Genomic DNA, 20,719 nt, shown 5'->3' with positions numbered 1-20,719 from the left:
GCCTCACCTCTGACGCTCCTACCCAGGAACGCCCGGGTCAAGGCGGTCAAGGCTCGTGGCGGTGACTGGGCCGTCAGGGGTTGAGTTTGTTGACGGCCGTCACGACGGTCTTCTTGAAGGCCTTCACCGGTGCCTGGGCCAGGGTTCCCATCTCGGCCCAGCGCACCACGGTGACCGTGCTGCCGTCGCGGCCGATCCCGAAGAGGTTGACGCCCGGCTCGGACTCGGGGATCGAGGTGTGGACGCCGTACACGTGCGCGCCCTCCTCGACGGCGACCTTGCCGTAGTCCTGCCAGCTCGCGGTACCGCCGGGCGTCTTGCGCAGCCAGTCGGCGGCGCAGGCGGCCACCTCCCGCTCCAGCGCGGCGGCGAGCCGGGCCGCGGACGTGCCGGAGGCCGCGCGGACCGAGACCTGTACGGCGCCCGTGTCGTACTCGGTGCCGAACGTGCGGTGCCAGACGCCGGTGGCCGGCAGTGCGCGGTCCAGGCAGAACGGCACCGGGTCCGGGATCCCGCGGGTGACCCGGCCCGTGTACCAGGGCGAGGATGGGTGGGGCGGGAGGTCGCGGCCGGTCAGGAACCCGGGTGCGGTGGTGGCGGCGGCGACGGTGGTGGTGGGAACGGTGGCGAGGGCGGCCGGTGCGGCCAGGCCCGCGCCGAGGGCGGTCGCGGTGGTCACCGCGGCGATGGCGATGGAGCGCTTGAGCACAGTGGTTCTCCCCGTTTTCAGGCTGTGTTGGTGTTCCGGGGACAGAGTTCCCACCATGCGGGGTGTCGGGCGAAGGAATTGGCCCCATCCGGGACACTGGAACGGCAGAACGTACTCCCACCTGGGGAAACATGCCTGGGGTGGAACGGTGTCGCGGGACGGGGGAGCCATGGGCGGGAGTGGGCGGGCGGCGGAGACGGCGGATTTCGCGCGCCTGATGCGGGAGTTGAAGGAGCGATCGGGGCTGAGCTACGGGGCGCTCGCCCGCACCCTGCACACCAGTACGTCGACCCTGCACCGGTACTGCAGCGGGGAGGCGGTGCCGTCCGAGTTCGCGGCCGTGGACCGCTTCGCGCGGGCTTGCCGGGTGTCCCAGGGCGAGGCGCTTGACCTGCACCGGGCCTGGCTGCTGGCGGACGCCCGCCGCCGGGCCGCCCAGCGGGAGGAGGGGGTGGCGGGGCGTGATGAGACTGGTGCTGGTGCTGGTGCTGGTGCTGGTGCTGGTGCTGGTGCTGGTGCTGGGGATGGGGATGGGGATGGGCGTGGCGGGGATGCTGGTTCTGGTTCTGGGGTGGGTGCCGCTTCTGGTTCCGGGGTGGGTGCCGCCGAAGGCGTCCCGGTCGGTGATGAGTCGCTGGTTCCGGTCGTCCTCGTGGGGGAGCCGGGGGGGCGGCCGGCCTGGTACCGCAGGCCCCGGACCGCTGCTCTGGTGGCCGCAGCCACTGCGGCAGGTGCCGCGGTGGTCGTGGCCCTGGCCGTGAGCGGGCCCGACGCCACCGGGCGTCTGGCGGGCAGTCCCGTGGCCCCGGCCGTCACCAGCCGCCCCGGCGGCCTTCCCGCGAGCCCCGGGGCCGGCGGACACGGGGCATCCCCCAGCCCGTCCGGCGCGAGCGTTCCGGCCGGCTCGGGCGACCCCACGGCACCCGGCACGAAGTCGGTGGCCCCACCGGCCGCGACGGGCTCGCCCACCGGGGCCCCGAGCCCCACGACCCCGGTCCGACCCGGGGCGGGGGAGCCGCTGGCGCTGTCCGTGCGCTCGCACGTCTGGCAGAACGCCTGCGACCACACGTACTTGAGCGAGCGCGGCCCGCAGGCCGTACCCGCGCCGCCGGTCGAGCAGGACGCCCCCGCCTGGGCGGCGGCGCAGCGCGCCGTGCACGCCCGGCAGCAGATCGTCGAGGTGACGGCGACCGGCAAGGGAGCGGGGCCGGTGGTGCTCCAGGCGGTGCAGGTCCGGGTGGTGGCCCGCCGGGCCCCGCTGAAGTGGAACGTGTACGCGATGTCCCCGGGGTGCGGTGGCGCCCTGACGCCCGCCACGTACGCGGTGAACCTGGACGCACCGCGCCCGCTGGCCCGCCCGGTGGAGGGCAGCGACGCGGGGGAGCCCGTACCGGCGCCGACGCTGCCGCTGCGGGTGTCGGCGCAGGAGCCGGCCGTGCTGCGGGTGGAGGCCACGACGACCGGGTGCGACTGCGACTGGTACCTGGAGCTGCGCTGGGCCGCGGGCGAGCGCTCGGGCACCGCTCGAATCGGTGCCGACGGCGGGCCCTTCCGCACGAGCGCGGCGGTGGGACGCCCCACCTACGGCTATGCGTACGAGCTGGGTCGCTGGTCGCGGGGCTGAGGGTCCGGCCGGCTGAAGGCCGGGAGCTGAAGCTGACCGGGCACCGCCAGGGATGTGTGGCCCGGGTCGGGTGGCTTTGGGGATCGGGGCGGTGAAGGGGCAGGTCAGGGGGAGTGTCAGGGGGCGCGCCTAGACTCGCTTGGAGATCGGAATGCTGGTTCGGTCGGGCCTGTCCGGCCCGGTGTGGAGGGAGGCGCCCCGTGAGCATCGACGTCCGTCGTGCGGCGGCGGTGTTCCTGCCTGCCGCCCTGCCCCGTGAGGGGCGCCTCGCCTTCTGGCATCCGGGGGACGGGGTGCCGAGCGGCTCGCCGGGGGAGTCCGGGGGTGGGGAGCTGCGCACCCTCACGGTCGTGGGACCGCACGGTGCGGGGGTGCGCAGTCGGTCGGTGGCCGCGCTGGTGCTGCCGGTGGTGGATGCGCTGCCGCTGCTCGTCCGGGCGCGGCAGGACCCTGTCGCCCATCCGGCGGCCCGTTGTTGGGGGGCGGCGGCGCTGCAGGCGTTGGGGCTGACCGCCCGGGGGCGGCTGCTGCCCGGTCTCACCGCCGAGGACCTCGATGCCTGGCGGGCGGGGCCCCTGGACGCCGATGACGTGGCGCACCTGCGGGCGGTGGCCGCCGCGATGCCGTACGAGGCGTACGCGACGCCGCTGCCGGGGAGGCGGCCGCTGCGGCTGCCCGAGCCGGAGGCGCTCGTGCGGGCGTTCCTCGATGCGGTGGCCGACGGTCTGCCCCGGACTCCCGCGGCCGCGCACGCGCTCGGTGCGCCCTTCGCGGCCCGGGAGCCGCAGCACGTGCCCGGGATGCGGGACTGGGCGGCGCAGGTGGCGGCGGGGGCCGATGCGGGGGTGGGGATCTCGCTGCGGCTCGATCTGCCGGCGCGCGGCATCTTCGACGGCTCGGACGAGGGGACCGCCGGCGCGGCGGACGGGGGGAGGGTGTCCAGGCGTGCGGGGGCGGCGGTGCTGCAGGTGCACAGTCTGGCCGATCCGACGCTGGTCACGGACGCGGGGGAGCTGTGGGCGGGGCGGGCGGCGGACGGTTTCGGGCCGCGGGCGCGGGTCGACGCGGTGTTGGCCGTGCGGCGGGCCGCGCGGGTGTGGGCGCCGCTGCTGCGGCTGCTGGAGCAGCCCGTGCCGGACGTGCTCGCCCTGTCGGACCCGGAGCTGGAGGACCTGCTCGGGTCGGCCGCGACCCGGCTGGCGGGGGCGGGCGTGGTCGTGCACTGGCCGCGCGAGCTGGCGCGGACGCTCGCGGCGACGGCCGTGGTCCGGCCGGCCCCCGGGTCCGCCGCGGACGGCACGTCCTTCTTCGACGCCGGGTCGCTCTTCTCGTTCGAATGGGAGATCGCCCTCGGCGGGGACCGGCTCACCCCGTCCGAGCTGGACGCCCTCGCGCAGGCGCACCGGCCGGTGGTGCGGCTGCGCGACCAGTGGGTGCGGGTGGACCCGGCGCTCGTACGCAAGGCCCGCAGGCGGCAGTTGGGGCTGCTCGACCCCGTCGACGCGCTGGCGACGGTGCTGAGTGGTACGGCGGAGGTGGACGGCGAGCCGGTCGAGGCGGTGCCGGTGGGTGCGCTGGCCGCGTTGCGGGGGAGGCTGACCGGTGAGCCGGAGCCGCTGCCGGAGCCCGCCGGGCTCGCGGCCACCCTGCGCGGGTACCAGCGGCGCGGGCTGGCCTGGCTGGACCTGATGACCTCGCTCGGGCTGGGCGGTTGTCTGGCCGACGACATGGGGCTGGGCAAGACCGTCACGCTCATCGCCCTCCACCTGCACCGGGCGCGCCCGGAACCGACGCTGGTGGTGTGCCCGGCCTCGCTGCTGGGCAACTGGCAGCGGGAGATCGAGCGGTTCGCGCCGGGCGTGCCCGTCATGCGCTACCACGGCAGCTCCCGGACCCTCGGCGCCCCGGTCTTCGAGCCGCTGCCCGAAGCCGGTGTGCCGGCCGCCCGTACCGGTGGCTTCGTGCTCACCACCTACGCCACGATGCGCGCGAGCGCGCATCTGCTGGCCGAGCGGGACTGGGGGCTGGTGGTGGCCGACGAGGCGCAGCACCTGAAGAACCCGCGCTCGGCCACCGCCCGGGCGCTGCGGACGATCCCCGCTCCGGCCCGGGTGGCACTGACCGGCACTCCGGTGGAGAACAACCTCTCCGAGCTGTGGGCACTGCTGGACTGGACCACCCCGGGGCTGCTCGGTCCCCTGACCGCCTTCCGCGCCCGGCATGCGCGGGCGGCCGAGCAGGAGGCCAATCCGGGATACGAGGAGGCCGTCGCGCGCCTGGCCCGGATGGTGCGCCCGTTCCTGCTGCGCCGCAAGAAGTCCGATCCCGGCATCGCGCCCGAGCTGCCGCCCAAGACCGAGACCGACCATCCGGTCGCCCTCACCCGCGAGCAGGTCGCGCTCTACCGGGCGGCGGTGGACGAGACGATGGCGCTCATCGAGGCGAGCGAGGGCATCGCCCGGCGCGGTCTGGTGATGAAGCTGCTGGCCTCGCTCAAGCAGATATGCAACCACCCCGCCCAGTACCTCAAGGAGGCGTCGCCCCGGACCGCGCACCGCTCGGGCAAGCTGGCCCTGCTGGACGAGCTGCTGGACACGATCCTCGCGGAGGGCGCCTCGGTGCTGGTCTTCACCCAGTACGTGTCGATGGCGCGGATCCTGGAACAGCACCTCGAAGCCCGTGGCGTGGCCTGCCAGTTGTTGCACGGGGGGACCCCGGTGGCCCGTCGCGAGGAGTTGGTGGACCGCTTCCAGTCGGGGGAGGTGCCGGTGTTCCTGCTGTCGCTGAAGGCCGCGGGGACGGGCCTGAACCTGACCCGGGCGGGCCATGTCGTCCACTACGACCGGTGGTGGAACCCGGCCGTCGAGGAGCAGGCCACCGACCGGGCGTACCGCATCGGGCAGACGCAGCCGGTGCAGGTGCACCGGCTCGTCGCCGAGGGCACCGTCGAGGACCGGATCGCCGAGCTCCTCGCCGCCAAGCGGGCCCTGGCCGACGCCGTACTGGGCTCCGGTGAGGCGGCGCTGACCGAGCTGACCGACGCCGAGCTGGCCGATCTCGTCTCCCTGCGCAGGCCGTCGTGATCACCGCGCGGGAGGACCGCCGTCGTACGTTCGACGCCCTGCCGCCCGGGGTGGCGCCCGAGAGCTGGTGGGGGCGGGCCTGGGTGCGGGTGCTGGAGGCGCGCTCGGACGGGGCGCGGCTGGCGCGCGGTCGGGCGTACGCCGAGGAGGGGCGGCTGGAGGCGGTCACGGTGACGCCCGGCCGGGCGGTGGCCTACGTGCGGGGCAGCCGGCCGCGCCCGTACCGGACGTCGGTCGCGCTCGGTACGTTCACGGACGAGGCCTGGGACGAACTGCTCGAGGCCGTGGCGGCGGATCCGGCCCAGCTGGCGGCGCTCCTGGAGCGGGAGGTGCCGCAGGCGCTGGCCGAGGCGCTGCTGCCGGGGCGCGGGGACCTGATCCCCACGTGCTCCTGCCCGGACTTCGGCCGGCCGCCGTGCAAGCACGCGGCCGCGCTCTGCTACCGGCTGGCGCGCCTGGTGGACCACGATCCGTTCGTGCTCCTGCTGCTGCGCGGCCGCGGGGAGCGGGAGCTGCTCGACGAGCTGTCCCGGCGCAGCGCCGCGCACGCGGCCCGTGAGCGGCCCGCAGCCGCGTCCGAGCTCCCCGGCGTCCTGGCGCGCGCGGCCCTGGCGCCGCGTTCCCTGCCGCCGCTGCCCGCCCCGCCGGCCCCGCCGGCGGCCCCCGGGCATCCGCCGGCCTGCCCCGACGATCCCGCCGCCCCCGATCCGCTGGCCCTGGACCAGCTGGCCACCGATGCGGCCGCGCGGGCGTACGGGCTGCTCACCACCGGGCAGGACCCGGTCGGCGGGCTGGGCCTGTGGCAGGACGCGGCCCGGCTGGCCTCCGCCCACCCCACGTCGGGGCTCACCGGCGCGGCCCGGGCCCTCTACCGGGACCTGGCCCGGGCGACGGGCCGCTCGACGACCGAGCTGGCGCGGGCCGCCGCGGCCTGGCGGCAGGGCGGTGCGCCCGCCCTGGAGGTCCTCGACGAGCCGTGGGACCCGCCCGCGGGCCCCTTCGACCGGGCCCGCCCGGCGCTGCGCGCCGCCGGCCTGGAGGGCTTCCGGCCGCACCGCAACCACCTCAGCGGGCCCATCCGTCAGCTGCGCTTCGGTCGCGACGGCAGGTGGTACCCCTACGAGTCCTCCGCCGCCGCCCCCGACGACTGGTGGCCGGCCGGGGCCCCGTCCACCGATCCCGTCGAGGCCCTCACGCGTCTCCGTCCGCCCGCAGCCGAAGGGCCCACCGGGACAGCGTGGTGAAGTCCGCGGGGCGCAGGCCGCGGCGGGGGTGGATGCGCAGGAGCAGGGCGGGTGCGTCGTGGTGCGCCCGGGCGTACGCGACGTCCTTCGGGCCGATCATGTCGTCGACCCAGGCGAAGGGGCGGCCGGCGGCCCACTCCAGGAGCGGTCGGGTCTTCCAGTAGAGCCCGTCGGGGTCGCGGGCGAACAGTTCCGGCCATTCGATGACGGGCAGGTCGTCCGGGAGGCCGATGTGCGGGGAGACGAGGGTGTTCGCCTGGTGCATCCAGGTGGTGGCCCAGGCGAGTTCGTACGGCAGTGCGGTCAGGCGGGCACCGTGGCCCGGGTGCAGCCGGACGCGCAGTCCGCGCCGGACGCGGCGCGAACCGGGCCGCTGGAAGGACAGCCAGACCTCCGGGCGCATCCGGTGGCTGGTGTATCCGCGCAGGCCGGCGAGGGGGTCGCGGTAGGGGTTGAGGGGGCCGTCCACGTCGAGGAGGAGGAGCGGGCGATCCGTCATGAAGTACGGACTACCCAGAACCCGATCGAGTGAAATGCCTACTGGCCATAACCCGAATGGCTCCATCGCGTTGATTCCGGTGCGGGTGCAGCACCCGCGGACCTCTCCCCGGAAGGTGGGACACAGATGCGGCAGGTTCGTCGAAGTGGCTTGATCGCGACGATCGTTGCGGGGGGTGCGGCGACCGTCGCCGGGATCACGGGCGCCGCGTACGCCGATGCGGGCGCCGCGGGCCACGGTGCCGGGTCGCCCGGTGTGGTATCGGGCAACCTGGTCCAACTGCCGGTGCACGTGCCGGTGAACGTGTGCGGCAACACCGTGAGCGTCGTCGGGCTGCTCAACCCGGCCGCGGGCAACGCGTGCGCGAACGACGCGCGCCCCGGAGCCGGGCACGGCTCCGCCGCGGCCGCCGGACAGGACGTCAAACCCGGCACCTCGCATACCGGCAGCGCGCGCACCGGTACCGCGACGAGCGGCGGCGGTGCGCACGCCCAGGGGAGCGGAAAGGATTCGCCCGGGCTGCTGTCCGGCAACGGCATCCAGCTGCCGGTGGACGTGCCGGTGAACATCAGCGGGAACTCCGTGAACGTCGTCGGCGTCGGCAACGCCGCCCACGGCAACACCTCCGTGAACGGCCCCGGCCCGCACAGCGGCCTCAAGCCGCCCCAGCCGACGGCCCCCGTGGTCCGGCCGCCCGCCCCCACGGCGCCGGCCCCCGTCGCCGTGGCCCGGCCGGCCGGACCCGGCCTCGCGCACACCGGCACCGACGCCCTCGGCTACCTCGCCCCGGCGGGCGCGGGCCTGCTCCTCGGCGGCGCCCTGCTCTACCGCAGGTTCCGGCCCACTTCCTGAGACCGGTCCTGGGACCGCCCTCGGGACCGGGCGGGGCGCCACGGACGGCGGCCGTCAGGCCGCCGGCGCGGCCGGCTCCCGCCAGGCGGTCAGTACGGCGTCGATCCGGGCCGCCAGCCGGGCCCGGGCCTCGAACCGCGGCACCCCCGCCATCAACAGCGCGTCGTAGTCGGTGTCGGTGTGCCGCACCGCGGCCCGGACGGCCACCGAGACGGCGACCGGGTCCAGTGCCCGACCGGCCGCACTGCGCCCCACCCGCCCGCTGCCCCGCACCGACGCGTGCGCGGCGATGGCCGCCGCCCGCTCGGGTGGGATGCCCGGGAACAGGCGTCGTATCTCCGCGGCGAACGCCGCGGTGAAGCGGGTGTCCTCGGCCGCGCGCCGCAGTCGGGCCCGGTCCCGGCGCCGGGCCCGCGCCTCGGCGTCGGCCAGGCAGCGCACCTCCGCCGCCGCCAGGGCGGCCTCCTCCACGAACACCCCCTGGCGCTCGTGCCGTTTGCGCCGCTTGTGGTAGCGGACCACCACCGCGTGAAGGGAACTGCCCTCCCGGGACCGGCGGGTGAGGGCCGCGTTGCCGCGCGGAAGGTACACCAGGTGGCCGAGGTCCGCGCAGTGCAGGCACCGCGGGACCCCCGACTCGCGCACCAGGTGCCGCAGCGGCCCGGTCCGGCAGTCGGCGCAGTGCACCGGCCGGAGTGCTTCGAAGACCACGAGGTTCATGCCTGGTAGATACCGCCGCACGGCCCGGCTCTCACCTCGGTCCGCCGGCCCGGCTCAGACGAGGCGGCGGATCTCGCCGCGGACGCGGTAGAACCCGCCCGAGGCCGGGTGCAGGGCCTCCACGACGTAGCGGGCGCCGGGTTCGCGGATGCCGCGCGGGAACTGGACGTTCCACGACGGCTCGTACCCCTGCGAGACCACGTGGACCCGCAGACGGCCGGCCTGCTGGACGCACTCGACCACGATGCCGCCCGCCGGCGCCGCCGCGACCGTCGCCACCTGTGCCACCGAGGCCGCCGGCGTGTACGTAGGCAGCGCGGCCGCCTGCTTCACGTCCACCGCCGCCGGGACCGAACCCTGCTGCGCGGCGGCGATCGCCGCGTCGCTCGCGTCCACGCACACCAGGGACCCGTCCGTGGTCACCAGGTACAGCTTGCCGTCCAGGTACTGCATCGACAGCGCCGAGCCGCTGCCCGTGGCCAGCTTCCACAGCCGCCGCCCGTCGGCGTCGAAGCAGTACACGGACGAGGAGCTGTCGCCGGCGAAGACGTGCCGGCCGTCCTCGGACGTGGCGCACGAGTAGACGGCCGTGTCGCACCGGTACGTCGCCTCCGTCGCGCCCGTCGCCTTCGACAGCCGCTGCACGACGTTCCGACCGGTGCCCGCGTACACCACCGTGTCCTCCTGCCAGCCGAACAGCACCCCGCCGTCCGTCGGCGTGTGCCACAACTCGCCGCCGCCGTCGGGCGCGTACGCCGTCACGCCCCGGTTGTGGCCGTGGTACACCGCGCGCTCGTCCGCGCGCACCATCCAACCGTGGCGCCCCGAGGACCGGCGCGACCACTGGAACTCGTCCTCGTGGTCGATGACGGTCAGGCCGCCGGAGGCGTCCGAGACGGTCAGCACGCCCTCGTGGATGTCCAGCCAGAAGATGTCCACGTCCTCCGCTATCGCGTAGGCCCCGAACGGCACCTTCGACGACAGGTCGTACACCGTGCCGTCGTCGCAGCCCGCGTAGATCCAGAAGTCGTCCGCAACCAGGCACTTGACGCCGTCCGGCAGCGAGTAGCGGGCCAGTACCTCGCCGCCGTGGCTGAGGGTGTACACGTCGCCCGCCTGGTTCCCCACCCAGCAGCGGTCCTGGTCCACGTGGATCCCGAAGGCCGCGGCGCCCGTGCGGAAGCGCCACAGGACCGGCGCCACGGCCCGCGCGGTCGACGGGGCCGACGTCACCTCGCGCCGGGTCACCGGCCGGGCCGCGCGCTGCCCCCGGACCGCCGGGGCGTACCCCTTGCGGACCTTCTCCCCGATCTTCTTCGCCGCCGCCGCCCGCGCCTTCTCGACGGTCGGGAACGAGGAGCCCTGCACCTGCCCCTCCGCCCCGATCCGCCCGTACCGCACCGAGACGGCCGTCCCCACAACGGTCACCTCGTAGAACTTGTGCGCCCCACCGCCGTCCTGCGACAGCTCCAGGTACGTGACGTCCTCGACCGGCGTGCCAGCAGACATGACAGACCCCTCCCCAGGCCGGAACCGGCGGCCGTTCGCCGCCGGAGATCCACTGGTGAAGACGCTAGGGGCGACCACTGACAACGCCCCGGGGCCGCCCCGCGAGGCGCGGACCGCCGTCCCGGCCCGGTCACCCCGGACAATGGGCGGGTGCGGATGCGGATGGAAGCGATCACCTGGCAGCGGCTGGCCGACACCCTGGCCGACCACCTCGACGGACTCCCGCGGACCCGGGACGGCGGGGCCTGGCCCCGGCTGGCCGTGGACGGCGCCCCTGCCGCCGACACCGGCGCGCTGGCCGCCCGCACCGCCGAAGCGCTGCGCGTCCGCGGTCGCACGGTGCTGGTCGTCCCCGCGGACGGGTTCCTGCGCCCGGCCTCGCTGCGCTACGAGTTCGGCCGCCGGGACGTCGACTCGTACCTCACCGGCTGGTACGACACCGCCGCGCTGTGGCGCGAGGTCTTCGGGCCGCTGGAGCCGGGCGGCACGGGCCGGGTACTGCCCGACCTGTGGGACCCGGTGACCGACCGCGCCACCCGCAGCCCGTACGTCGAACTCCCGCCGGGCGGGGTCGTGGTCGTGCACGGGCCGCTGCTGCTGGGGCAGTGGTTCCCGTTCGACCTGAGCGTGCACGTGCGCCTGTCGCCGGGCGCGCTGGCGCGGCGCACCCCGGAGGCGGAGCGGTGGACGGTGCCCGCGTTCGCGCGGTACGAGTCCGAGACGGATCCGGCGGCGGCCGCGGACGTGCTCGTACGGGCCGACGACCCGCGCCATCCGGCGTGGGGCGGGATCCGGGCGGAGTCGTAGCCGCGGCTGCCCCCGGCTACCTCGTCGGAGACCACGTGCCGTCGACGGGACGGGGCAGGGGGTCGCGGTGCGTCACCAGGAACTCCTCCGCGGAAAGGGCGTGCCGGACACCCGGGATCCGAGGGGGTGGACCGTGCAGGAGGGCCTCGCCACGGTGTCCGCACGGGGCGGGTGCCGGTCCGCCGGCCCCTCATCCCGGCCGGCCGCCGAAGCGCCCCACCGCCTCCGCGCCCGCCCGGCACCCCGCCGCCGCGGCCGCGGCCGGCTCCGCGCCCGCCAGGCGGGCGGCCAGGAAGGCGCCCGTGAAGGCGTCCCCCGCCCCCGTCGAGTCCACCGCCCGGGCGGGCCGCCCCGGGATCCGGGCCGTCACTTCGCCGTCCTCCGCCACCAGTGCCCCGGCCGCGCCCAGGGTCACCACCACCAGCGGCACGCGGCGGCTCAGCTCCGCCGCGGCCCGCCCCTCGTCGGCACCGGGCCCGAGGCCGGCCAGCAGCCGGGCCTCGTCGGCGTTCGGCAGCAGCACCCGGGTCCCCGAGACCGCATCGAGGAAACGTTCCGCCCCCAGTCCGGCGAGGAACCCCGCCGATGCCGGGTCCACGCTCACCGGCACCCCGCGCCCGCGCGCGGAGCGCAGCGCCAGCCGCGCCAGCTCCCGGCTCGTCCCGCCGAAGAACAGGTAGCCCGAGAGGTGCAGGTGCGCGCAGCCGTCCAGCAGCTCCGGCGCCCAGTCCGCGGGGGAGAGCCGCAGGGCGGCCCCGCTGTCGGTCAGGAACGTCCGTTCGGCCGCCCCGTCCACCAGGGACACCACGGTCGCCGTCGGCTCCGCCGGGTCCACCACCAGCCGGGCCCGTACGCCGGCGGCGGCCAGCGCCCGCTCGTGCCAGTCCGCCGACTCGGCACCCACCCGGGCCAGCAGCCCCACCTCCGCGAGCCCCTCGTGCGCCGCCCAGCAGGCCGCGTTGGCCCCCGCACCGCCGGGCAGGGTGCGGATCCGGGCCGCGGTGTCGGTCGCCGGAGCCAGCGGCTCCGGATGGACCGCCACCACGTCCGTCACCACGTCCCCGACGACCAGCAGGGCACCGCTCACCGCGTCGCGGCCCACGCCGCCGAGACCCGTGCGGCCAGCCGCACGTTCCCGCGCACCGCCGCCAGGTTCGCCTCCAGCGACGCGCCGCCGGTGGCCCGTACCAGCCGGTCGAGGAGGAAGGGGGTCACCGCCTGGCCCGTGACGCCCTCCGCCCGACCCAGCTCCAGGGCCTCGGCCAGCACCCGGTCGTGCAGGTCCGGGTCCAACTGCTCGGCCTCGGGCACCGGATTGGCCACCAGCAGCGCCGACTCGGGGCCGCCGAGCGCCTCCTGGGCCGCCATGACCGCCGCCACCTCGCGCGGGCTGTGCACCGTCCAGTCCACCGGCTCGCCCGAACTGCTCAGGTAGAACCCCGGGAAGCGGTCCGTCCCGTACCCGACGACCGCCACGCCCAGCGTCTCCAGCCGCTGCAGTGTCGCCGGCACGTCGAGGATCGACTTCACCCCCGCGCACACCACCGTGATGCGCGTCCGGGCCAGCAGCGCCAGGTCGGCCGACTCGTCCTGGGTGAGCGTCCAGTCCCGGTGCACGCCGCCCAGACCGCCCGTGGCGAACACGCGCAGCCCCGCCCGCGCCGCCAGGAACGCCGTCGCCGACACCGTCGTCGCGCCCGTGGCCCCGGCCGCGAGCGCGGGGGCCAGGTCCCGGTGGCCCAGCTTGCGGACGGCGGTGTCCCCGGCGATCCGCTCCAACTGCGCCTTGTCCAGGCCCACGTACGGCACCCCGTCGAGCACCGCGATGGTGGCGGGGACCCCACCCTCGGCGCGGACCAGGGCCTCCAGTTCCTCACCGACCTGGAGGTTGCGCGGCCGGGGCAGGCCGTGGGCGATGATCGTGGACTCCAGGGCGACGACGGGCAGCCGCCGGTCGAGCGCTTCGCGGACTTCCTCCGACAGGACCGGGATCGCTGTGTGCTGTGGCATGTCCCCATCCATGGCACGCGATCACCGCCGTCAAACGCGCAGCCTCCGGGCGCGGCCGGTTCCCGCCCTTGCGGGCCCTGCGGACACAGTGACGTGCGCGGCGGCCGGAAGGTGGACGGAATGGTCACCCTGGCGGCGGGTCCGTGCGGGCTAGGGTGACGCGCATGAGCACCGATGACCACGCCCCTGCCTCGTTCGCCGTGTCCGTGCCCGACGCCGAGCTGGAGCCCGAGCCCCTCGACCCCGGGCAGATCGTCTCCGGCGACCCGGTCGTGACGGGCAAGGTCCTGTGGGAGTCGGCCGACGGCACGCAGGTGCGGGGCATCTGGCAGATCACGCCGGGCGTGGTCACGGACACCGAGGCCGACGAACTGTTCGTGGTCCTCAGCGGGCGGGCGACGGTGGAGGTCGAGGGCGGCGCGACGCTCGAGGTCGGGCCGGGTTCGGCGGCGGTGCTGCGGGCCGGTGACCGGACGCGGTGGACGGTCCACGAGACGCTCCGCAAGGCGTACCACATCAACCTCTGACGGCCGCGCCCGTCGGGCGGCGACGCCGCCCCCACCGGTGCCGCCCTGCCCCCGCCGGTGCGCCCGGGCCGCTACGGTGCGCCCCGGCCGCTGCGGAGCGGCCGCTCAGGCGCCCGCGGCGGTCCCGCGGCGGGAGGTCGCGAGGGCCAGGCCCGCCATCGGCAGGAGCAGCGCCGCGCCGACGGCGGTGAGCCAGCCGTAGCCGGCCACCGAGACGATCACGCCCGCCGCCGCGCCGCCGAGGCCCGCGCACGCGCTCGACGTGAGGTCCGAGAGCCCCTGGACCGCCGCCCGGGCCGCCTGCGGCACCGAGTCGGTCAGGAGCGCCGACCCGGACACCAGCCCCGCCGACCAGCCCAGCCCCAGGAGGAACAGGCCGGCGGCGGTCTGGCCGTGGTGCGCACCGGCGGTGCCGGCGAGCAGTGCGGCGAGGGCGATCAGGCCCGCCGCCAGCCCGATCACCGACAGGCGCCCGATCCGGTCCGCCAGCCAGCCCCAGACGGGCGAGAAGGCGTACATCCCCGCGATGTGCCCGCTGATCACCAGGCCCACCAGTTCCAGGTCGGCCCCGTGGTGCCCGAGGTCCACCGGCGTCATCACCATGATCGACACCATCGCGGTGTGCGACACGGCGATCGTGACGAGCGCCAGCCGCGCCCTGGGGGAGGCGGCCACCGCCCGGAACCCCGCCCGCAGCGAGCGCTCGTCCGCCTGCTGCCCGGCCGACCCGGCCAGGGCGCGGGCCGTCAGCAGCGGGTCCGGCCGTAGCAGCACGGCCATCAGGACCGCCGCCACCAGGAAGATCGCGGAGGCCCACAGGAACGGACCCGCCTTCTCGGGTATGGAGGTGCCGGCGAAGGTACGGCTCGCCGGAGCCGACAGGTTGGGCCCCAGGACCGCCCCGATGGTCGTCGCCCACACCACCGTCGAGATCGCGCGGGCCCGCCGGTCCGGCTCCGCCAGGTCGGCGGCCGCGAAGCGGGCCTGGAGGTTGGCCGAGGAGGCCGCGCCGAAGCCGGCCATGCCGACCAGCATCAGCGGGAAGCTGCCGATCGCGGCGGCGAGGACCACCAGCGCCCCGCCGACCGCGCCGATGAGGTACGCCAGGACCAGCCCGGGCCGGCGCCCGCGGGCCGTCATGAGGGCGGCGAGCGGGAGGGACAGCAGGGCGGTGCCCGTGACCGACGCCGTCGGGGCCAGGCCGGACATGGCCTCGCTGCCGCTCACCTCGGTGGCCAGGACGGGTGCGAGCGTGATCCCGATCGGTACGCCGAGGCCGCCGAGGATCTGGCTCGTGACGAGCACGGCGGAGGTGCGGCGGCGCAGCGCGGGCAGGGCCTCGGGAGAGACGGCCGTGGCGGGCGCGGCGGGCGTGGTACAGGCGGGGTCGGTGGTCACCGCCGCAGTTTCCCACCCCGTGTGCACAGCTGGAAACAGGAAATATGACCGGAGCCGTCCCGGACCCGCCCGACTCCGCGCCGCGCTGTCGGTGGGGCGCCGTACGGTGGGACCGTGACCATCGAAGACCCCGGCCCGTCCCGCCCGGAGGACGACCGCCACCTGGAGTGGACCCTCGTCGACAGCGCCGTCGGCCCGCTGTTCCTCGCCGCCACGCGGACGGGACTCGTCCGCGTGGAGTTCCACGGCACGGAGCGCCGGATACGCCCGCTCGCCGAGCAGCTGGGCGCCGAGCCGGTGCGGCCGCCGGCCGGCCGCGAGGTCCTGCTCGCCGAGCCGGTCCGGCAGCTGGCCGCGTACTTCGCCGGGGACCTGCGGCGCTTCGAACTGCCGCTGGACTGGCGGCTGAGCGCGGGCTTCAACCGGGTCGTGCTGCGGGAGCTGGAGCGCTCGGTGCCGTACGGGTCGGTGGTCGGGTACGGGGAGCTGGCCGCCCGCGTCGGGCAGCCGGGCGGGGGCCAGGCCGTCGGCGCGGCGATGGGCTCCAACCCGCTGCCGGTGGTGGTGCCGTGCCACCGCGTCGTGGAGAGCGACGGCGGGATCGGCGGGTTCGGCGGCGGGCTGGAGGCCAAGCGGACGCTGCTCGCGCTGGAGGGCGTCCTTCCGCAGCCCCTCTTCTGATCTTCTGGGCGGCCCCGCGTCCGCGGACCGTCAGTACCCGGCCACGGCGTCCCTGACCAGGTCGGGCCGGTTGGAGATCAGCCCGTCGACGCCCATGTCGCGGACCTTCCGGGCGGCGGCCGCGGTGTCCACGGTCCAGGCGTCGACCTCCAGCGGGCGGCCGTGCGGGCCCTGGAGGTCGTGCACCGCGGCCACCCACTCGGCCGTGATGCCCCCGTACCAGGGGTTGATCCGGTCGGTGAAGGCGGCGTACCGGCCGAGGTCCGCGACGGCGGGCGTGCCCAGCAGGGCGGTGGTCAGGTCCGGCCGCAGCGCGTGGACGGTCCGGACGGAGTCGGCGCTGAAGCTCTGCACCACCAGCCGGCGGTCCACGTAGCCCGGCCGAAGCCAGCCCGCCCGGCCCAGCGTCCGCAGGACGTCCACCTCGATGCCCGGGTAGAGCTCGGGCAGCTTGATCTCCAGCAGGAGCCGCTGGCCGTTGCCCCGCAGCCGGTCCAGGAACTGGCGCAGGGTCGGCACGCGCGTGCCCGCGTAGGCGGCGGAGTACCAGCTGCCCGCGTCCAGCCCGGCGATCTCGGCGGCGGTGAAGTCCTTCACCCGCCAGGGTGAGCGGTCCGGGAACACCTCCTTGACGTTCGTGGTGCGTTCCAGCGTCTCGTCGTGCATGACCACGAGCTCGCCGTCCTTGGTGCGCTGGACGTCGTTCTCCACCCACTCGACGCCCAGCGCCGCGGCGCGGTCGACGGCGGCCAGGGTGTTCTCCGGCGCGTACGCCGAGGCCCCCCGGTGGGCGAACACGACGGGGGCGTCGAGGGCGTACGGCGCGGGGGCGGGGGTCTCGGCGACCGAGGCGGTGCCGCCGGTCAGGACGAGGGCGAGGCCGAGGAGGGGGGCCGCGGCCGCCCTCAGGGGTCGTACGTGCATGTGCGGGCTCCTCGCGCCGGGGTACGGCGGTTCGCGGGGCAGGAGGTCGGCGAGCGGAGTATGACAGGCCGTCAGCGAACGCCGGGCGGGACGCGGGCGGACACACGGAGAACGAAGCGAATCGAATGCGTCCGGATCGCCCGACGGCGTCGGGTGGCGGGAACTGCGTGGGGAGATTCTCGCGGGAAGCGGTGGCCCCGCCGCGGCGGCGGCCCTATTTTTGCCCTCGACCGGACCCCCGCCCGGGCGCGTCGGAGCCGGTCGCGGGCATCGGGCGCGGTGTCGTGCCGGGTCGGGCGGAGAGGCGGGCGGGCATGGGCGGTGCGGGCGCGGTGGCCGGCACGGTGGGAACGGTCGACGGGTTCAGCTATGGCCTGATCACGCCCCTCGCGGCGTTCCTGATGGCGTGTCTGGGCGGGGCGCTGGGGCTGCGGTGCACCACCCGGTCCCTCCTCGTCGAGCGCTCGTGGCGGCCCGGATGGCTGGCCCTGGGGGCCACCGCCATCGCTTCCGGCATCTGGACGATGCACTTCATCGCGATGATGGGCTTCACCGTCGCCGAGTCGCCACTGAACTACGACAAACGGACCACGTTCGCGAGTCTGGGCGTCGCGATCGTCATGGTCGGCATCGGGATCTTCATCGTGGGCTACCGCGGGACCACCCTGATGCCCCTGCTCACCGGGGGCACCATCACCGGCCTCGGCGTCGCCTCCATGCACTACCTGGGCATGGCCGGGATGCGGCTGCGCGGCCACCTCGAGTACGACACGTGGATCGTGGCGCTGTCGGTCGTGGTCGCGGTGGTCGCCGCCACAGCCGCCCTGTGGGCCGCCGTGACCATCCGCGGCCTGCTGCCCGCCGTCGGCGCCAGCCTGGTCATGGGCGTGGCCGTCAGCGGCATGCACTACACGGCCATGGGCGCCGTGCGGGTGCGGCTGCACGGCGGGTACGGGCACCTGGCCGGCACCGCCCCCGCCGGGCTGCTGGCCCCCATGCTCGTCGGGCCGGTGGTCTTCCTATTGATCGCCGGAGTGGTGGTGATGTTCGACCCGCTCCTGGTCATGGGCGTGGTCGACTGGCGCAAGCCCGGGGACCCGCCCGCCCCGGCGCCGCCCCGGCGGCCGGTCTATCCGGTGTGGCCGCCCTACGACACGTGAGTGTCGGTGCGGGGTCGTACGGTGGTTCCATGCGGCCCGTATCGAAGATCGAACGCACGGTGGCGCCTTTCGAGGTCGTCAGTCCCTACCAGCCCAGCGGTGACCAGCCCGCGGCCATCGACGAGCTGGAGCGGCGCATCCGCGCGGGTGAGAAGGACGTCGTCCTGCTCGGTGCCACCGGCACCGGCAAGTCCGCCACCACCGCGTGGATGATCGAGCGGCTCCAGCGCCCGACCCTGGTCATGGCGCCGAACAAGACCCTCGCCGCCCAGCTGGCGAACGAGTTCCGCGAGCTCCTGCCGAACAACGCGGTCGAATACTTCGTCTCGTACTACGACTACTACCAGCCCGAGGCGTACGTCCCGCAGTCGGACACCTACATCGAGAAGGACTCCTCGATCAACGAGGAGGTGGAGCGGCTGCGCCACTCCGCCACCAACTCGTTGCTCACCCGCCGGGACGTGGTCGTGGTCGCCTCCGTCTCGTGCATCTACGGCCTCGGCACCCCGCAGGAGTACGTGGACCGCATGGTCCCGCTCGCCGTCGGCGACGAGATCGACCGCGACGAGCTGCTGCGCCGCTTCGTCGACATCCAGTACACGCGCAACGACCTCGCCTTCCAGCGGGGCACCTTCCGCGTCCGCGGCGACACCATCGAGATCTTCCCGGTGTACGAGGAACTCGCCGTCCGCATCGAGATGTTCGGCGACGAGATCGAGGCGCTGTCCACCCTGCACCCGCTCACCGGCGAGGTCATCAGCGAGGACCGGTCGCTCTACGTCTTCCCCGCGAGCCACTACATCGCCGGCCCGGAGCGGATGCAGAACGCCATCCGGGGCATCGAGACCGAGCTCGCCGAGCGCCTGGCGGAGCTGGAGAAGCAGGGCAAGCTGCTGGAGGCCCAGCGGCTGCGCATGCGCACCACCTACGACCTGGAGATGATGCAGCAGATCGGCTCCTGCTCCGGCATCGAGAACTACTCCCTCCACATGGACGGCCGCGAGCGCGGCTCCGCGCCGAACACGCTGATCGACTACTTCCCCGAGGACTTCCTCCTCGTCATCGACGAGTCGCACGTGACCGTCCCCCAGATCGGCGCCATGTACGAGGGCGACGCCTCGCGGAAGCGGACCCTGGTCGACCACGGCTTCCGGCTGCCCTCGGCCCTCGACAACCGCCCGCTGAAGTGGGAGGAGTTCCTGGAGCGGATCGGCCAGACCGTCTACCTGTCCGCCACCCCCGGGAACTACGAGCTGTCCCGCGCCGACGGCTTCGTCGAACAGATCATCCGCCCCACCGGTCTGATCGACCCGGAGGTCGTGGTCAAGCCGACCGAGGGCCAGATCGACGACCTGGTGCACGAGATCCGCAAGCGCACCGAGAAGGACGAGCGGGTCCTGGTCACCACCCTGACCAAGAAGATGGCCGAGGACCTCACCGACTACTTCCTCGAACTCGGCATCCAGGTCCGCTACCTGCACAGCGACGTCGACACCCTGCGCCGCGTAGAGCTGCTGCGCGAGCTGCGCTCCGGCGAGTACGACGTCCTGGTCGGCATCAACCTGCTGCGCGAGGGCCTCGACCTGCCCGAGGTCTCCCTCGTGGCGATCCTCGACGCCGACAAGGAGGGCTTCCTGCGGTCCGGGACCTCCCTGATCCAGACCATCGGCCGCGCGGCGCGCAACGTCTCCGGCCAGGTCCACATGTACGCCGACAAGATGACCCCGGCGATGGAGAAGGCCATCGACGAGACGAACCGGCGCCGCGAGAAGCAGGTCGCGTACAACAAGGCCAACGGCATCGACCCGCAGCCGCTCCGCAAGAAGATCAACGACATCGTGGCGACCATCGCCCGCGAGGAGATCGACACCGAGGAGCTCCTCGGCAGCGGCTACCGGCAGGGCAAGGAGGGCAAGGGCGCCAAGACCCCGGTCCCGGCGCTCGGCGGGAAGGCGGCCGCGGGCGGCAAGGCGGCCAAGTCGGCCAAGGGGAAGAAGGGCGCGGTCGGCACCGAGGTGCTCACCGACCGCCCCGCCGCGCAACTGGCCGAGCAGATCGAGGAGCTGACCGACCGGATGCGCGCCGCGGCCGCGGAGCTCCAGTTCGAGATCGCTGCGCGGCTGCGCGACGAGGTCGGCGAACTGAAGAAGGAACTGCGGCAGATGCGCGAGGCGGGCCAGGCCTGACGCTGCGAACGCGCGACACGGGCCCGCCCGCCGCCGTCGCGGCGACCCGGGCCCGTGTCTCAGGACTGATACGGAATGAGCCGCGCCCGGGCCGGATGTCACCGCTCGTGCGTAGGGTTGGGGGAGCCGTGCGCATGCGCGGACGCGACGTGTGGAGAGGGGACCGACCGTGACGGTCAATTTGTCCAAGGGCCAGGCCATCAGCCTGCAGAAGGCCGACGGCGGCACCCTGACCGCGGTCCGGATGGGGCTCGGGTGGCAGGCCGCCAAGCGGCGCGGACTGTTCGGCTCGCGCACCCGGGAGATCGACCTCGACGCGTCCGCCGTGCTCTTCGCCGAACAGCAGCCGGTGGACGTGGTGTTCTTCCGGCACCTCGTCAGCGACGACGGCTCCGTCCGGCACACCGGTGACAACCTCGTCGGCGGCGTCGGCCAGGGCGGGGACGACGAGGCCATCCTGGTGGACCTCCAGCGCGTGCCGGTGCACGTCGACCAGATCGTGTTCACGGTCAACTCCTTCACCGGTCAGACCTTCCAGGAGGTCGAGAACGCGTTCTGCCGCCTCGTCGACGAGACCAACGGCCAGGAGCTGGCCCGCTACACGCTCACCGGCGGCGGCGCCTACACCGCCCAGATCATGGCCAAGGTGCACCGCGCGGGCGGCGGCTGGCAGATGACGGCCGTGGGCGCGCCCACCAGCGGCCGGACGTTCCAGGACCTGATGCCGGAGATCGCCCGCCACCTGTAAGGGGCGCGCGCCATCAGCTGCACGGGCCGGCCACGGCC

Annotated in this window: 18 protein-coding genes and 1 pseudogene; 11 read left to right on the top strand and 8 right to left on the bottom strand. The window is 74.9% G+C overall.

The window, feature by feature from the left end; translation table 11 throughout:
• Positions 1 to 73: 73 nt before the first annotated feature.
• The gene (locus IF43_RS0111530; protein WP_234332103.1) at positions 74 to 709 is read right to left on the bottom strand and encodes a hypothetical protein; all 636 of its coding nucleotides are present in this window, start codon (positions 707 to 709) and stop codon (positions 74 to 76) included.
• On the opposite strand from IF43_RS0111530, the pseudogene IF43_RS43870 reads away from it, so the two are divergent.
• The 4 genes and pseudogenes from IF43_RS43870 to IF43_RS0111515 all read left to right on the top strand — a co-directional run.
• A pseudogene (locus IF43_RS43870) lies at positions 687 to 1,082 on the top strand (helix-turn-helix domain-containing protein); the annotation flags it as partial. The gene IF43_RS0111530 and the pseudogene IF43_RS43870 overlap by 23 nt on opposite strands.
• A gap of 336 nt (positions 1,083 to 1,418) precedes the next feature.
• Positions 1,419 to 2,333 carry a hypothetical protein gene (locus IF43_RS41570; protein ID WP_234332101.1) on the top strand — a complete coding sequence of 305 codons (915 nt, stop codon included), beginning with the start codon at positions 1,419 to 1,421 and terminating at the stop codon, positions 2,331 to 2,333.
• 200 nt (positions 2,334 to 2,533) lie between these two features.
• Positions 2,534 to 5,416, top strand: a complete 2,883-nt coding sequence (locus IF43_RS0111520) for a DEAD/DEAH box helicase (protein ID WP_030197856.1) — start codon at positions 2,534 to 2,536, stop codon at positions 5,414 to 5,416.
• The gene (locus IF43_RS0111515) at positions 5,413 to 6,660 is read left to right on the top strand and encodes an SWIM zinc finger family protein (protein ID WP_051795125.1); all 1,248 of its coding nucleotides are present in this window, start codon (positions 5,413 to 5,415) and stop codon (positions 6,658 to 6,660) included. Before IF43_RS0111520 ends, IF43_RS0111515 begins: the two co-directional genes overlap by 4 nt.
• Here IF43_RS0111515 and IF43_RS0111510 read toward each other — a convergent pair.
• Positions 6,608 to 7,159: a hypothetical protein gene (locus IF43_RS0111510; protein WP_030197851.1), complete on the bottom strand. Its 552-nt coding sequence runs from the start codon at positions 7,157 to 7,159 to the stop codon at positions 6,608 to 6,610. The genes IF43_RS0111515 and IF43_RS0111510 overlap by 53 nt on opposite strands.
• A 126-nt stretch (positions 7,160 to 7,285) precedes the next feature.
• On the opposite strand from IF43_RS0111510, the gene IF43_RS43685 reads away from it, so the two are divergent.
• Positions 7,286 to 8,011 (top strand): chaplin, encoded by a 726-nt coding sequence (locus tag IF43_RS43685; protein ID WP_030197848.1) that lies wholly within the window; start codon positions 7,286 to 7,288, stop codon positions 8,009 to 8,011.
• A 54-nt stretch (positions 8,012 to 8,065) separates the two neighbouring features.
• On the opposite strand, the gene IF43_RS0111500 is transcribed toward IF43_RS43685, so the two are convergent.
• Together IF43_RS0111500 and IF43_RS0111495 are read right to left on the bottom strand one after the other, a co-directional pair.
• The gene (locus IF43_RS0111500) at positions 8,066 to 8,731 is read right to left on the bottom strand and encodes a DUF2293 domain-containing protein (protein WP_030197845.1); all 666 of its coding nucleotides are present in this window, start codon (positions 8,729 to 8,731) and stop codon (positions 8,066 to 8,068) included.
• 54 nt (positions 8,732 to 8,785) lie between these two features.
• Positions 8,786 to 10,240 (bottom strand): PQQ-binding-like beta-propeller repeat protein, encoded by a 1,455-nt coding sequence (locus IF43_RS0111495; protein ID WP_030197841.1) that lies wholly within the window; start codon positions 10,238 to 10,240, stop codon positions 8,786 to 8,788.
• Positions 10,241 to 10,396: 156 nt separating this feature from the next.
• Between IF43_RS0111495 and IF43_RS0111490 the strand changes: the two genes are divergently transcribed.
• Positions 10,397 to 11,047: a uridine kinase gene (locus IF43_RS0111490; protein WP_030197838.1), complete on the top strand. Its 651-nt coding sequence runs from the start codon at positions 10,397 to 10,399 to the stop codon at positions 11,045 to 11,047.
• Positions 11,048 to 11,237: 190 nt separating this feature from the next.
• Here IF43_RS0111490 and IF43_RS0111485 read toward each other — a convergent pair whose 3' ends face one another.
• Both IF43_RS0111485 and IF43_RS0111480 read right to left on the bottom strand, forming a co-directional pair.
• Positions 11,238 to 12,149, bottom strand: a complete 912-nt coding sequence (locus IF43_RS0111485) for a carbohydrate kinase family protein (protein ID WP_030197835.1) — start codon at positions 12,147 to 12,149, stop codon at positions 11,238 to 11,240.
• Positions 12,131 to 13,057: a pseudouridine-5'-phosphate glycosidase gene (locus tag IF43_RS0111480; RefSeq protein WP_030197832.1), complete on the bottom strand. Its 927-nt coding sequence runs from the start codon at positions 13,055 to 13,057 to the stop codon at positions 12,131 to 12,133. Before IF43_RS0111480 ends, IF43_RS0111485 begins: the two co-directional genes overlap by 19 nt.
• Positions 13,058 to 13,221: 164 nt before the next feature.
• Between IF43_RS0111480 and IF43_RS0111475 the strand changes: the two genes are divergently transcribed.
• Entirely contained in the window at positions 13,222 to 13,584 is a 363-nt protein-coding gene (locus IF43_RS0111475; protein WP_030197828.1) for a cupin domain-containing protein, read from the top strand.
• 105 nt (positions 13,585 to 13,689) lie between these two features.
• Here the strand turns inward: IF43_RS0111475 and IF43_RS0111470 are convergent, their stop codons facing one another.
• Complete coding sequence (locus IF43_RS0111470; protein WP_234332113.1) at positions 13,690 to 14,919, bottom strand: MFS transporter; 1,230 nt, start codon at positions 14,917 to 14,919, stop codon at positions 13,690 to 13,692.
• A gap of 177 nt (positions 14,920 to 15,096) precedes the next feature.
• On the opposite strand from IF43_RS0111470, the gene IF43_RS0111465 reads away from it, so the two are divergent.
• Positions 15,097 to 15,663, top strand: a complete 567-nt coding sequence (locus IF43_RS0111465; protein ID WP_078910078.1) for a methylated-DNA--[protein]-cysteine S-methyltransferase — start codon at positions 15,097 to 15,099, stop codon at positions 15,661 to 15,663.
• Positions 15,664 to 15,693: 30 nt separating this feature from the next.
• Here IF43_RS0111465 and IF43_RS0111460 read toward each other — a convergent pair whose 3' ends face one another.
• Positions 15,694 to 16,587: a glycerophosphodiester phosphodiesterase family protein gene (locus IF43_RS0111460; RefSeq protein ID WP_030197818.1), complete on the bottom strand. Its 894-nt coding sequence runs from the start codon at positions 16,585 to 16,587 to the stop codon at positions 15,694 to 15,696.
• Between the two features lie 314 nt (positions 16,588 to 16,901).
• Between IF43_RS0111460 and IF43_RS0111455 the strand changes: the two genes are divergently transcribed.
• The 3 genes from IF43_RS0111455 to IF43_RS0111445 all read left to right on the top strand — a co-directional run bounded on the left by IF43_RS0111455 (position 16,902) and on the right by IF43_RS0111445 (position 20,681).
• Positions 16,902 to 17,747 carry an MHYT domain-containing protein gene (locus IF43_RS0111455; protein ID WP_037888119.1) on the top strand — a complete coding sequence of 282 codons (846 nt, stop codon included), beginning with the start codon at positions 16,902 to 16,904 and terminating at the stop codon, positions 17,745 to 17,747.
• Between the two features lie 29 nt (positions 17,748 to 17,776).
• Complete coding sequence (uvrB, locus tag IF43_RS0111450) at positions 17,777 to 19,933, top strand: excinuclease ABC subunit UvrB (protein WP_030197813.1); 2,157 nt, start codon at positions 17,777 to 17,779, stop codon at positions 19,931 to 19,933.
• Positions 19,934 to 20,102: 169 nt separating this feature from the next.
• Entirely contained in the window at positions 20,103 to 20,681 is a 579-nt protein-coding gene (locus tag IF43_RS0111445; protein ID WP_030197808.1) for a TerD family protein, read from the top strand.
• The last annotated feature ends 38 nt before the right edge of the window (positions 20,682 to 20,719 follow it).

The organism is Streptomyces sp. NRRL S-87 (assembly GCF_000719335.1).
Taxonomy (GTDB): Bacteria; Actinomycetota; Actinomycetes; order Streptomycetales; family Streptomycetaceae; genus Streptomyces.
Note: the sequence above shows the minus strand (reverse complement) of the source record. Positions and strands in the feature narration are given on the sequence as shown.

Bases quoted from the DNA above. Each gene is read 5' to 3' on its own strand.
- IF43_RS0111495 (WP_030197841.1), bottom strand. From the start codon at position 10,240: ATGTCTGCTGGCACGCCGGTCGAGGACGTCACGTACCTGGAGCTGTCG.
- IF43_RS0111480 (WP_030197832.1), bottom strand. From the start codon at position 13,057: ATGCCACAGCACACAGCGATCCCGGTCCTGTCGGAGGAAGTCCGCGAA.
- IF43_RS0111510 (WP_030197851.1), bottom strand. From the start codon at position 7,159: ATGACGGATCGCCCGCTCCTCCTCCTCGACGTGGACGGCCCCCTCAAC.
- IF43_RS0111475 (WP_030197828.1), top strand. From the start codon at position 13,222: ATGAGCACCGATGACCACGCCCCTGCCTCGTTCGCCGTGTCCGTGCCC.
- IF43_RS0111500 (WP_030197845.1), bottom strand. From the start codon at position 8,731: ATGAACCTCGTGGTCTTCGAAGCACTCCGGCCGGTGCACTGCGCCGAC.
- IF43_RS0111490 (WP_030197838.1), top strand. From the start codon at position 10,397: ATGCGGATGGAAGCGATCACCTGGCAGCGGCTGGCCGACACCCTGGCC.
- IF43_RS0111455 (WP_037888119.1), top strand. From the start codon at position 16,902: ATGGGCGGTGCGGGCGCGGTGGCCGGCACGGTGGGAACGGTCGACGGG.
- IF43_RS0111460 (WP_030197818.1), bottom strand. From the start codon at position 16,587: ATGCACGTACGACCCCTGAGGGCGGCCGCGGCCCCCCTCCTCGGCCTC.
- IF43_RS43685 (WP_030197848.1), top strand. From the start codon at position 7,286: ATGCGGCAGGTTCGTCGAAGTGGCTTGATCGCGACGATCGTTGCGGGG.
- uvrB (WP_030197813.1), top strand. From the start codon at position 17,777: ATGCGGCCCGTATCGAAGATCGAACGCACGGTGGCGCCTTTCGAGGTC.